Origin of the sequence: Wolbachia endosymbiont of Nasonia vitripennis (assembly GCF_048054115.1) — a bacterium.
Classification (GTDB): domain Bacteria; phylum Pseudomonadota; class Alphaproteobacteria; order Rickettsiales; family Anaplasmataceae; genus Wolbachia.
Genome location: NZ_JAFEVF010000001.1, coordinates 18,924 through 31,792, shown reverse-complemented (window position 1 = coordinate 31,792; position 12,869 = coordinate 18,924). Strand labels below are relative to the sequence as shown.

The window sequence follows — 12,869 nt, the reverse complement described above, 5'->3', positions numbered from 1 at the left end:
TGTGGACTTAAATAATTTATCTTTTATACATAAGGAAATATTGGTCAGCTTGGGGGTCATATATGTCAAGAAGATTTAAAAATACTGTAGGAAAAAAAAGATCAATCAATAAGGAAAAAAGGAATAGATGGATTAGTATTGAATCAGAATTGCGAGATGTAGAACAAAACAGAACAATATATTTTCTATTGGGAGGAGGTGATTTAAAACTTAAGTATGTATGTATGCTTGACGATACATCTTATCGTATTCTTGTTGCTGAAGGAGAAATAGTGCATGCAGAAAATCCAAAAGTGATGATTGATGATATTGTTTCTGATCTCAAGAGTGGGAAAATACGAAGTTATAAAAGATATAATGCCAAAGAGTTTTATGAAAAGTATCTCAAAGAGTTTTTGAGTAATGAGAACTTGCAAAAGCTGGAAGCTGGTGATATTGAAAATACAACAACAGAACTACCAAACTTAAAACAAGTAATGGAAGAAATGAAAAAATCAAACGCTAGCAATGGAATTACAATGCGAAATATAGAAAGTGTTCAAAATACGACGAATATTTTGGGTAATCCTATGATTCATGATACAAACTTGAGAGGGTTTAAATTATTGGAAACACCTTCAAACGAGAAAAATAATATAGTGTTCACAGTAGGTATGTTAGCAGTAGCAGTAGCTTTGGTAGCAGCTATCGCAGCAGCTGTACCATTTAAATGTTGGTTTTATAATAGAAAAAATAAAAGCCATAGTAGTGCTAAGGAAGAAACTCCATCTAGTTATTTATTAAGTGCAATAACTTTAGAAAGTGGAACTAATTCTATTCGTTAGCCAAAATATTGCAAAAATAGAATTTTTTTATTTCACAGTTTCCTCATTTAATAATTTTTATGCTCTAATTATTATACTTAATTTATCATTACCTGTTGTGTAAACAGGATGAGAATTTTCAATAATCTACATCCTTTAGTAAGAAAAAATCAATACATTCACGATAAATTTACCTCATATCTGTGTTTTATATGTGGAATTTCGAATGGAAAATTATGCAGGCAAAGAAAGAAGAATAGTGAATATAGTTACTCAACATTGGAGTGATATAAAAGGATCAGATAGAGAATGGCCAGAAAGACATGAAATAGACACTGCAGAAATCATGGAGTCATGGCAGCATTGTTTTATCATTGAAGTTAAAGATCGAGGTTATATTTGTGAAAATGCAGGAGAAAAAGCTATTGAATTCTATGGTTTTGAAAAAAAGATGTACATCGATGATAAGTATGCAATTGATGCACCATTTTTGCGGCTATATAAAATAGATGCAGTTATTGATAAACTTGAGACTGTAATAGAGAGTAAATGCTCAATTAACGAAGAGGAAGAAAGTGAAAGTGTTAAAATGAGGCAAGTATTGTTGCCAATTGGAGATAAAGAAGGTATAACACATATACTGGGTGTGATTACATTCAAGCTGCTTTAAAATACAATTTTAATTTGATTTTTTAATAAAATTATCTATACTCATACTTAATTACTAATAAAGAACTAAATAGTGGTGTTTGTAAATTTGTTTAGAATATGACGAAAATAAAATTAAAAACCAAATCTTCTGTCAAAAAGCGCTTTCACCTTACAGCTAAGGGTAAAGTCATCTCTACTCAGTCAGGTAAAAGACATGGTATGGTAAAGAGAAGTAAATCTAATATTCGTAATCAGCGTGGTACGACGATTCTTAGTAAATCTGACTCGCGTATAGTTAAGCTTTATATGCCTTATGGTATTTAACAAAATGGAGGTAAAATAAAAATGGCTCGAGTAAAACGTGGAGTCACTACTCATGCTCGTCATAAAAAAATATTGAAACTAGCAAAGGGTTATAGAGGACGGGCAAAAAATTGTTATAGAATTGCATTACAAAGAGTTGAAAAAGCACTCCAATATGCTTACAGAGACAGAAGAACCTGTAAACGTGATTTTCGTGGTTTGTGGATAATACGTATTAATGCAGCAGTAAGAGAACATGGACTTACTTACGGTAAATTTATGCATGGTCTTAAACTTGCTGAAATTGATTTAAATAGGAAAATTCTTGCTGAGATGGCTGTTAATCATAAGGATGATTTTGCTAAATTAATAGAAATTGTAAATAGTAAGTTAGCTTAAAGCAAAAACACCATGAGAATTATTTTCATGGGGTCGCCGGGGTTTGCTGTTGGTGCGTTAAACTTACTATTGAAATTACAGAGTGAAATAGTAGCAGTATATACCAAAGCTCCAAAACCTTCTGGACGTGGGCAGAGGTTAACAAAATCCCCAGTACACATCGTTGCTGAAAAAAGTGACATAGAGGTATGTACTCCTGCCTCTTTAAAATCTTCGATAGAGCAAGAAAAGTTTGGAAATTTTAAGCCAGACGTTGCAGTTGTTGCTGCGTATGGATTGATACTTCCAAAAGAAATTTTAAATATTCCCAAATATGGTTGTATTAATATTCATCCATCATTGCTGCCTAGGTGGCGCGGTGCAGCTCCGATACAGCACACAATTTTAGCCGGAGATCAAGAAACCGGAGTTAGCATTATGCAGCTAGATGAAGGATTAGATTCTGGCCCTATTTTAAAACAGAAAAAATTTCTTATTGAAAAAAGCGATAATTATAAGACGTTGTATGATAAATTGTCTGAATTAGGTAGTGATTTACTGCTGAAAGTACTAAACGAAATTGAAAAGCAAGTTCCCTTAAAACAGAGCGATAACGATGCGTGCTATGCTGACAAAGTAAAAGACTATAAAATTTACGCAAGTGACGCCTGTGAAATTGCTTATAGAAAGGTTAAAGCATTTTATCCAAAAGCATTCATTAAGGTAGAGAATAAACGTATCAAGATACTTGATGCTGAATTTGAAGCCTTCACTTCAGGACAAGGTGAGATCATTAATGATAATATGCATATAAGTTTAAAAGGTGGTACTTTAATTCCTAAAGTTGTACAAATGGAAGGAAGAAATCCTTGCGATATTAAAGATTTTGTTCGTGGCTTAAAATCAAGTTTAACAAAAAAATTTATAGAATAGACTACTTTGAAAGGAGGGTGAGGAGAGCTAAAGCAACTTCTACAATTTGGTATTCCGCTGCTTGTTAGCGGAATCTACAACAAGATACCGCGTTTTGGTGTACGAACATTGCAATTTGCAGGTAATTTGAGTAGTAGATGGTGTCATTCCAGTGCTTGACACTGGAATCCAGTTTCTATTGTACAGCCACCTGGTGTGCTCATTTAAAGTGAAGTTTTCTGGATCCCAGTGTCTGGGGACTGGGATGACATCTTTCTTGGTCTCTTGTATCACAATGTTCGTACAGCTATGTGCTTGTTAGCGGAATCTACAACGAGATACCGCAGTGGTATGACGTAGTAGCTATATATAGACAAATTTTCTTTTCTTAGATATAATCTTAAGAAACCTTCCATATGAAAATTAAAAGAGCTTTAATATCAGTATACGATAAGACAAATATAATTGAACTTGCATCGTTTTTGATGCAGCAACAAATAGAAATTCTCTCAACAGGGAATACTTATAAAGTGCTATCAGGTGCGGGAATAAAAACGCAAGAAGTTTCAGATTACACACAATTTCCAGAAATACTAGATGGCAGAGTGAAAACTTTACATCCTAAAATTCATGGAGGAATACTCTGTGATCGAAAAAGGCACGAAAAGGAAATGCAGAATCTAGAAATTAAGCCGATAGATCTGCTTATAACTAACTTATATCCATTTTGGAAAACGGTTAATAGCAACTCAAGTGAGAAGCAAATCATAGAACAAATAGATATAGGTGGAGTAGCATTAATTAGAGCTACAGCAAAAAACTTTCATTTCACTTCAGTGATTTCTAGCATTCAAGATTACGAAACACTGAAAGCTGAGATGATCAAAAATAACAATCAGACAACATTAGAATATAGAAAACATCTAGCAACTAAAGCATTTGCTCTGACTGCACAGTATGATTCTAATATTTACAATTGGTTTTTATCACAGGGTAAAAGCAATGAGTTACCAGAGTTTTTTACTTTATATGGATGTAAAGCACAAGGACTCAGATATGGTGAAAATCCTCATCAAAAAGCTGCATTTTATAGCAATCAATTTAGCAAGTATCCACTGGAGAAAATACATGGAAAAGAGTTGAGCTATAATAATATAGTCGACATAGAGTCTGCACTTAACATAATTTCTGAGTTTCAAGAACCTGCAGCAGTGATAATAAAGCACAATAATCCATGTGGCGCTGCTGTTAGTGATAGTGCTTTAAAAGCATATGAAAAAGCTCTATCATGTGATGAAATAAGCAGTTTTGGTGGAATAGTTGCTTTCAATCGGGAGATAGATTTAAAGCTAGCAGAGAAATTAAACGAGATATTTTTGGAAGTGGTGATAGCACCATCGGTAAACAATGAGGCACTAAAAATTTTACAAAAAAAGAAAAATTTAAGAGTGATTATTCATCAATCTCTTCAGCAAAATGCAAAATATCAAATCAAAAATGTTGTTGGCGGCTTCTTAGTGCAAGAAAATAATAACCATACAGTAAAAGTAGAAGAAATAAACCGAGTGACAGAATGCACTACAACAAAAAAAGAGAAGGAAGATCTTATTTTTGCTTGGAAAATATGTAAACATGTAAAATCCAATGCAATAGTGATAGCAAAAGACGGTTGTGCTATTGGCATCGGTGCAGGACAAACAAGCAGAATAGATAGTGTGAATATTGCAGTAAAAAAAGCAGGTGAAAAATGTAAAGGCGCAGCGCTTGCTTCGGATGCATTTTTTCCATTTCCAGATAGTATAGTAGAAAGTGCAAAGCATGGAATTACAGCTATAATTCAGCCAGGTGGCTCATTGAAAGATCAAGACGTGATAGCAGCTGCAAATGAGAATAAAATTGCCATGTTTTTCACTGATGTTCGTAACTTTCTCCATTAAGCTTTGTATCCTGTCAAAATTATACCCACACAGGGCTTTGTTGCATAGCAGCTTATAGGTATGAAAATTGTAGTAAATTTATGTAGTTACTTTAAACTCAACTATACCTATCTGTAATTGTAAGCTGTACTCTTGAGCTCCTGATGCGATTTATAGCAAATCCTAAAATGCCTTGCTGTTTTTCCTTATAGACATTCAGCTTACCTTGTACATTAGTCTATCTGGATGACATTTTACTTTTTCTAGAATAGAATAATTCCCTAGAAATTACCCTACTCAATTCTATTGTACCTTGTTTAACATTGAAACATGAGTCTGGAATCTAGAAATTTTTTAAGAACAAAAGTTATTCTAAGTTTTTGTTGGTAAGAAAGACTGGATTACAGCTCCATGCACTGGAATGATATCTAGGTCTAAAGTCTACATAAAAATCGTTTACAATCGGCGTTCAATGTGATAAGTTGAAAGCAGTTTATTCCTCGGTAGCTCAGTGGTAGAGCAGTTGGCTGTTAACCAATTGGTCGCTGGTTCGAATCCGGCCCGGGGAGCACTATTTTATACAATCTGTACATTTCACTTTTAGCCCAAAATTCACTACCTTTTTTTTGTCTCTTAAACAGACAAAACGTGTGAAGTTATATAGGTTTAAAGCCTTTACTGTCAAAATGCAAAGATGTCTGCGCTTCACTTAGCTTGCTATCTGGCTCCTCTCCTATTTTTCTTTTATTACATTTCCTTTTTAATTGAGGAAGGACATTTTTTGGCAATGTTTCATCAATACTGCAATAATTGTAAATGAGCGAAGTAAGACGCACCAAATTTCCACTCGCCAAAGTCTGTGCACCTCTGTAATTAATGCTGTTATCATATACTTTAAGTGTAATAAGATTTTTAAGATTTCCACTTGCTAAAGCCTCTGCACCTTCATTACTGATTTCATTCCATCCTAAACTCAGTAAAGTAAGCTTTTTAAGGTTTCCACTTGCTAAAGCTTTTGCCCCCCTATCGCCAATTTTATTATCATATAATTTAAGCTCAGTAAGACTTGTAAGATTTCCACTGGCTAAAGCCTCTACACCTTCATCACCAATTTCGTTTCCTCCTAAATCAAGCGAAGTAAGATTTATAAGATTCCCGCTTGCTAAAATCTTTGCACCTTCTGTACCAACATAACTGCAACTTAGATCAAGTGAAGTAAGATGAGAAAGCTGAGCTAATTCTTTTATAACCTCATAATTAATTTTTGAACATCGTAAAATAAGTCTTGTAATGTTTGTATTGCTTTTTAAAAAGTTTACTAATCTATCAACATTAATTATAGCACCTGATGTTGCTAAAGTATTATCCTTTACATATTGACTATAACTCATTTGACCTCACTATTAAAGCTATGCAAGTGTTTTAGTAAACACTTCAGCAACTGTCAATCACTTTAATAAAATATTTTATGAAAAACTTCATATACCATTGCCTCCAAGCAGCTTTTTCTATCTCTTATTTTAACACAAAAGTTGTGAGAAGAGTTTGTTTTTGGTACCATTGAGGGTTTCGATGTTAACTTTTATATGAACTTTAAATCAGTCGTTTTATGTATACTAGATGGCTGGGGTAATGGAATAGAAAATAGTAAATACAATGCTATTAGCAATTCAAATCCACCTTGTTGGCAACATATTAGCTCTAATTATCCAAAGTGCAGTTTATCTGCCTGTGGAACTGATGTTGGATTACCAGAAGGCCAAATAGGCAATTCAGAAGTTGGTCACATGAATATTGGTAGCGGTAGAGTGGTAATGCAAAGCCTTCAGCGTATTAATCAAGCAATCGAAACGATAGAAAATAATGCAAATCTACAGAATTTTATTAATGATCTAAAAAGTAAGAATGGCATATGCCATATAATGGGATTGATATCAGATGGCGGTGTTCATTCGCATCAAAAGCACATTTCAGCTTTAGCAAACAAGATATCACAGCGCGGAATTAAAGTTGTAATACACGCATTTTTAGATGGCAGAGACACACTGCTAAATTCAGGGAAAAGATGCATTCAAGAATTTACAGAAAGCATAAAGGAAAATGATATAAGAATCGCCACTGTCTCTGGGCGTTATTATGCTATGGACCGTGATAATAGGTGGGAAAGAACAATTGAAGCTTATGAAGCCATCGCATTTGCAAAGGCGCCTCGTTATGATGATGCAGTATCGCTTATTGATGAAAATTATCAAAATAATATAACCGATGAATTTATCAGGCCCGCAATAATAGGAGATTATCAAGGTATAAAACCAGAAGATGGATTGCTATTGGCTAACTTTCGTGCTGATCGAATGATACAATTGGCAAGTATTTGTCTTGGTAAAGCAGGCTATACTGAAGTGGCAAAATTCTCTTCAATTTTAAGTATGATGCAATATAAAGCGGACTTAAAAATCCCTTATCTCTTTCCTCCTGAATCTTTTGCCAACACTTTGGGACAGATAATAGAAGACAATAAATTACGGCAACTGCGCATTGCAGAAACTGAGAAATATGCGCATGTGACTTTCTTTTTTAATTGTGGAAGAGAAGAACCTTTTTCTGGTGAAGAAAGAATACTAATTCCTTCACCAAAAGTTAAAACTTATGATTTGCAGCCTAAAATGTCAGCCTTTGAGCTCACAGAAGAGCTTGTAAAAAAAATTCATTCTCAAGAATTTGCGCTGATAGTTGTAAACTACGCTAACCCTGATATGGTGGGACACACAGGTAATATAAAAGCAGCCGAGCAAGCTGTGCTTGCTGTAGATGATTGCCTTGCAAAAGTACTCAGCGTTGTCAAAGAAGTGGGTAATACTGCACTCATTGTTACAGCAGACCATGGTAATGTGGAATGTATGTTCGATGAAGAAAATAACACACCTCACACAGCGCACACTCTAAATAAAGTTCCATTTATTATATCTTGTGAAAATTTAAAACTGAGAGATGGAAAATTATCTGATATTGCTCCTACTATTTTACAGCTACTTGGACTCAAAAAGCCAAATGAAATGACAGGTAGTTCGTTGATTGTATAATTTTTCGTATTACTCTCTATTCACAACTGTTGTAGTTTGAGACACCGGAAGGGTGCTATTCAAACAGCCCCTTGTCGTTTAGGTAGCCCATTCGGTGTCATCTCAGTGCTTGACACTGGCTTCTTGATTCCTGGATTCCAGCGGGCTTTGTTGCATCACTCTTCGGATAATAGGTAACGTGGAATAAATTCATGAAGCTATCTCAAATTTAGCCATGCCTATATCAGTAAATTTGTTAAGCAAATAACACTTGAGTAGCAGTTCTCTCTCACGATTAACCTCAGATTTGTTTCTAAAACTAAAACCAAATGTTTGCTTCAGTCGCGAGAAAAAACTTTCTATATAAGATCTCTTCCCATAATTTATCTCTTTTTTCCACCTCTTCATACCATCTTCATCATATGACTTTATGAGCTTGATTGTAGAATTTCTCTCATCCATATAATCCAACTTTGGATGCTCTACTGCATTATTTTGCGGAGGAATCCTTGTCTTTATGTCAAGCTCATCGCACAGTTTGTATAACTTCTTTCGATTATATGCCCTGTCTGCATATAGTGTGCTTATATTATATTTAACATCAATCCTTGCAATAAGATCACATGCTCCATAGTGGTCAGAATAAACTCCGCCACTGTATTTTGCTGCTATAACTTTTTTGCTACCTATCTCTAGCATTACATGCAGTTTTCTTGTTTGCTCATAGCGGCGATACTTTCTATCTGTACCATTTGCCTTGCTATGACCTGGAATATTATTGTAGATCAGTACTATCTATGGCAATCTCAATATCTTCTGTATTATTTTTATCATGTCTTCGATCATTAATTTTGATGTTAAGTTTTTTAAGCCTTCTTGAGGCCTGGGAATAGCTAATAACTTGCAAGTTTTTCCTTACTTGCTCAAGGTACCCTGCTATAAATCCCGCTGTTTGTCTCAGACCTATTCTAAATAAATAAGTTATTATGTGAACCAGAATCACGACCTTATCGCTATAAATATAGTTGCCACCAGCCATTTTTGGACCTTTTTCGTACCAATTTTCTATGGCATCATTGACGTAATAAAAAATATTTCCCCTCTCTTGGAGAAATTTGTTATATTCATGGCAGTTACTGACTCTCATTTTTTGTGGCATATTTTTCTTTAGTAGGTTAAATGCTTGTCTTATAGTGAATTTTGTCAGTAACTGCCAGTTCTTTTTATTTGACCTATGCAACAAAGCCATCCCAGTGCCAAGCACTGGGATGACACCATCATAAAGGAACTAGTGTTAGCTACTTGAATGATATTACATAGATATGCTTTAACTTAACCCAACTTTTAAATTTTTCGCTGTTAGTACTAATGATTCATCAAAGAAGCTATTAATATCACCAATACTATCTATATTTTTCACACTGATAGATTGGTCAATTCTTTTAACTAAATTGGATAAAACTTTGTTAGGACCAACTTCAACAAACTTATTAGTGCCATGGCTTGTCATATATAAAACCATCTCTCTCCATCTTACTCTACTTACAACTTGCTTAGCGAGCAAAGCTCTTATGATCTCTGGATCACTTTCTTCCTTAGCTGTAACGTTTGATACAAAAGGAATCGAAGGGCGAGTTATGTTGATGCTTTTTAAAAATTCCAGAAGTTTTTCATCAGCAGGTTTCATAAAAGATGAATGAAAAGGCCCACTAACTTGTAATTTTATCATTTTCTTGACACTTGAGTTTTTGAATAAATCAGGTAAGACCTCAAGAGCCTCTGCAGTACCACTCACCACTACCTGCCCACCACCATTATCGTTTGCAATTTCACAATTAATTTGAGCTGATTTTAATATACCTTCTACTTCGCTTATTTCTGCTCCAAGTAGCGCAACCATTCCACCTTTACATTTCAGTGAAGCTTCATGCATTGCTTCGCTACGAACTTTTAGCAATTTGACCGCAGACTCAAGCGTCAATGCCCCTGCAGCACACAGCGCTGTATACTCGCCAACTGAATGCCCACAAACATACTGAACGCTGTAAAGAGATTCACCAAATACGTGCTTCATAACACGTAGCGTTGCAATTGACACTGCCATTATAGCTGGCTGAGCGTTTTCCGTGATGGTTAATTTCTCAATAGGGCCATTGAAAATCAAATGAGACAGCTTTCTACCCAATATGTCATCTACTTCATCAAATACGTTCCTTGCAACTGAAAATTCATCATATAAGCTCTTTCCCATTCCTACAAATTGGGAGCCCTGACCAGGAAAAGCAAAAATCATAAAAAATTTTTCATTCTTCATTGAGAATACTACTTTATTTATTTTTTGTCAATATTTCACAATAATGATTGACCAAATGAACCAGATTCACTAAAATCTTAGCTGGTAAGAAATTTGTAAGAACAATGGCAGAAATCGATTATCACAAAGTTACTATAGTTATGACAGATGGTCAAGAGTTTGAAACTTATTCCACTTATGGAAAAGAAGGTCAAAGAATAAAGCTTGATAGAGATCCTCTTACTCATCCTGCATGGACTGGAAGTTTGACAAGCGGTTCAGGGGAGAAGGATAGTAAAATAGCTAAGTTTAATGATAAATACGGGAGTCTTTTTTAGTTCCTCCCCTCTTTGATTTAACATGTATAAATATAAAAATGTAGGCTATATTGCTTCTTCGCTACCCAAGTCTCAGGAAGTATCTAAACTACTACAGAAACTCAATTTTATCAATATAGCAGAAGCAGGTAAGCATGAAGTTGATCTGCTGATAGTTGTTGGTGGCGATGGTTTTATGCTACGCACCCTACACAACTACGTCATAGGAAATAAAGATATACATGTGTATGGAATAAATACCGGTAACGTCGGATTTTTGATGAATAAATGCTTTGAAGATCTAATTGATCATATAGAACATGCAGTTCCTACTCAGCTAACTTTACTAAAAATGGAAGCCACAGACATAAGTGGCAAAAAACACCATTACATCGCAGTAAATGAAGTGTATGTCTTTAGAAATGCAAATCAAATAGTGGAGATGAATATTACCATTAATGATAAGCTAAAAGTAGAAAAATTCAGAGGAGATGGAATTATATTGTCTACCCCAACAGGTAGCACTGCATATAACTTCTCTGCCGGTGGGCCAATCTTACCACTTAATTCAAATTTACTTGCACTGACTTCCATTAATAGCTACTACCCAAGGCGTTGGAATGGAGCGCTAATCTCAAATGATACAATAGTGCAAATTGATATCAATGATGTGAAAAATCGTCCAGCACTTGTAGTATCAGATTACAAGGAATTTCACGACATATCGCAGGTAAAAATACAGAAAGATCACGAAAATACAGTCACTCTACTTTTTGACAAAGATTGCCCTTTGAATGAAAGGATCTTTGATCAGCAGTTCTTATACTAATATTTATTCTTAAATTAGTATTCACTATATCTTAATAACTATAGCGTAATCAACATAACATTGTAATTAATTTTGGAGCGAATATGCCTGGATCAGGAAATAAAGATAACGTCACACTGGTTTCTCATACAACGGTGAGTGAAAATAGTGCAGCAACTCCACCAACACCAGCACCTAGAAACACAGCGTTACAAACAAATTCGGCTAGCGAATCAAGTTCTGATGAAGAAAGGCAAAAAGAATCGAATGTTGCAAATACAGAAACTATTTATGCATCCATAGAGCCAAATACAGAATCTCCAAAAAAGAGTCGTGATAATCAAACAGATAGTCAACATCCAACTCTAAGCAGATCAGTTTCACAAGAAACGGAATTTAATGAACCTTGTAATAGGAATGAAAGTGAAAAAAAACCTTTTGAAAATCTCAGTCAGCATAGCGATACACCTTCAACTTCTCCGCCATCATATAAGAAAGACGGCTCTGAAAATTCTTTGCTTGGAGATAATAAAAAAACAAACAGATTTTTACAGAAAGTAAAATATACGATGCAAAAGAAGAAAGTTACAATGCCTTTCGTAGGTCTTATTACGGCATGTTGTATTACGTCAATCGTTTTAGCTGTGAAGCAAAGAGAATTCATTGGATTCATCGGCAGCGTAAATCCTGTTACTATATTCGGCGTGGTATTAGCGTCTTGTTTAGTCTTGGGAATTACGTGGGAACTTATGCAAGCAGTCCGTACTAAGGAGCACAAGATTACAAAAAGAGACACTCAAGAAGTTTTAGGTGAGATATTAGATACACTTAAGCAAGATGAGAAATGCATCAAGTCTTTGGTATTAAAATATAGCAACGGTAATCGTGTTTACTTTACGTTTCACTCTCTTCCAGAAAAAGCAAAAAGTAATTCAAACATCGTAGAACTTACAGGCCAGCCAATCTATTACAAGAGTAAAGTAAATTCATTAATCAATGATAGAATATGGCTTCCTATCTTAGGAACAGTTCTTATTACTGGAAACATAACCTTCCCTTTAGCACTTTATTCAACAGGTGGTTTGAGCAATATAGTAAGTTCATACACAAATCCTACTATTTACTGGCCAATCGTTGCAATTTCAGGCACTCTACTGCTTTTCACTTTAGCTTGCACAATTCATCATTGGAGCAAAACTGATTTTAAAGATTATTTGTTATTACATAAACAAAATGCTAATAGTGAAAATCCTAATGAAACAGCTATTAAAACTGTAAAAAGCAGTCAAGAAAAGATTAGTTCAAAATTGTTACAAGTAGTTGCTGAACGATGTGGCCATCCAGATATTACTTATATTATTAATTAAATCTGGCTCGTACTTCTTTTTATCGCTATTCCAGTACTGTAACTGCAACGTTTTGAAGA

At 34.6% G+C, this 12,869-nt stretch carries 12 protein-coding genes, 1 tRNA gene and 2 pseudogenes; 11 read left to right on the top strand and 4 right to left on the bottom strand.

All coding sequences use genetic code 11. The annotated features are described in order from the left end of the window. The first annotated feature begins 62 nt into the window (after nt 1-62). From JR053_RS00155 to fmt, 5 genes are all read left to right on the top strand, one after another. Complete coding sequence (locus JR053_RS00155; protein WP_010402780.1) at nt 63-824, top strand: hypothetical protein; 762 nt, start codon at nt 63-65, stop codon at nt 822-824. 205 nt (nt 825-1,029) lie between these two features. Further along, on the top strand, nt 1,030-1,473 hold the full coding sequence (locus JR053_RS00150) for a PAS domain-containing protein (protein WP_007302082.1): 444 nt from the start codon (nt 1,030-1,032) through the stop codon (nt 1,471-1,473). 98 nt (nt 1,474-1,571) lie between these two features. Next, nucleotides 1,572-1,778 (top strand): 50S ribosomal protein L35, encoded by a 207-nt coding sequence (rpmI, locus tag JR053_RS00145; protein ID WP_010402777.1) that lies wholly within the window; start codon nt 1,572-1,574, stop codon nt 1,776-1,778. A gap of 21 nt (nt 1,779-1,799) precedes the next feature. Next, nucleotides 1,800-2,156 carry a 50S ribosomal protein L20 gene (rplT, locus tag JR053_RS00140; RefSeq protein ID WP_010402775.1) on the top strand — a complete coding sequence of 119 codons (357 nt, stop codon included), beginning with the start codon at nt 1,800-1,802 and terminating at the stop codon, nt 2,154-2,156. Nucleotides 2,157-2,168: 12 nt separating this feature from the next. After that, entirely contained in the window at nt 2,169-3,068 is a 900-nt protein-coding gene (gene fmt / locus JR053_RS00135) for a methionyl-tRNA formyltransferase (RefSeq protein WP_029237620.1), read from the top strand. Between the two features lie 87 nt (nt 3,069-3,155). Here the strand turns inward: fmt and JR053_RS00130 are convergent. After that, a pseudogene (locus tag JR053_RS00130) lies at nt 3,156-3,311 on the bottom strand (WPE palindromic element domain-containing protein); the annotation flags it as partial. A gap of 152 nt (nt 3,312-3,463) precedes the next feature. Here JR053_RS00130 and purH point away from each other — a divergent pair. Together purH and JR053_RS00120 are read left to right on the top strand one after the other, a co-directional pair. Continuing rightward, on the top strand, nt 3,464-4,984 hold the full coding sequence (gene purH / locus JR053_RS00125) for a bifunctional phosphoribosylaminoimidazolecarboxamide formyltransferase/IMP cyclohydrolase (protein WP_006013536.1): 1,521 nt from the start codon (nt 3,464-3,466) through the stop codon (nt 4,982-4,984). 476 nt (nt 4,985-5,460) lie between these two features. After that, nucleotides 5,461-5,532 (top strand) — tRNA-Asn (locus JR053_RS00120). Nucleotides 5,533-5,619: 87 nt separating this feature from the next. On the opposite strand, the gene JR053_RS00115 is transcribed toward JR053_RS00120, so the two are convergent. Continuing rightward, entirely contained in the window at nt 5,620-6,354 is a 735-nt protein-coding gene (locus tag JR053_RS00115) for a leucine-rich repeat domain-containing protein (RefSeq protein ID WP_010402792.1), read from the bottom strand. 195 nt (nt 6,355-6,549) lie between these two features. Between JR053_RS00115 and gpmI the strand changes: the two genes are divergently transcribed. After that, nucleotides 6,550-8,046 carry a 2,3-bisphosphoglycerate-independent phosphoglycerate mutase gene (gpmI, locus tag JR053_RS00110; RefSeq protein WP_010402794.1) on the top strand — a complete coding sequence of 499 codons (1,497 nt, stop codon included), beginning with the start codon at nt 6,550-6,552 and terminating at the stop codon, nt 8,044-8,046. A 189-nt stretch (nt 8,047-8,235) separates the two neighbouring features. Here the strand turns inward: gpmI and JR053_RS00105 are convergent. Further along, nucleotides 8,236-9,184, bottom strand: a pseudogene (locus JR053_RS00105) (IS5 family transposase). A gap of 168 nt (nt 9,185-9,352) precedes the next feature. Then, nucleotides 9,353-10,318: an ACP S-malonyltransferase gene (fabD, locus tag JR053_RS00100; protein WP_029237621.1), complete on the bottom strand. Its 966-nt coding sequence runs from the start codon at nt 10,316-10,318 to the stop codon at nt 9,353-9,355. Between the two features lie 125 nt (nt 10,319-10,443). Here fabD and rpmE point away from each other — a divergent pair, with 125 nt between their 5' ends. From rpmE to JR053_RS00085, 3 genes are all read left to right on the top strand, one after another. Next, a complete protein-coding gene (gene rpmE / locus JR053_RS00095; RefSeq protein ID WP_006013575.1) occupies nt 10,444-10,656 on the top strand; it encodes a 50S ribosomal protein L31 in 213 nt (70 codons plus the stop codon). A 22-nt stretch (nt 10,657-10,678) separates the two neighbouring features. Then, on the top strand, nt 10,679-11,464 hold the full coding sequence (locus JR053_RS00090) for an NAD kinase (RefSeq protein WP_010402806.1): 786 nt from the start codon (nt 10,679-10,681) through the stop codon (nt 11,462-11,464). Between the two features lie 83 nt (nt 11,465-11,547). Next, complete coding sequence (locus tag JR053_RS00085) at nt 11,548-12,810, top strand: hypothetical protein (RefSeq protein WP_416603169.1); 1,263 nt, start codon at nt 11,548-11,550, stop codon at nt 12,808-12,810. The last annotated feature ends 59 nt before the right edge of the window (nt 12,811-12,869 follow it).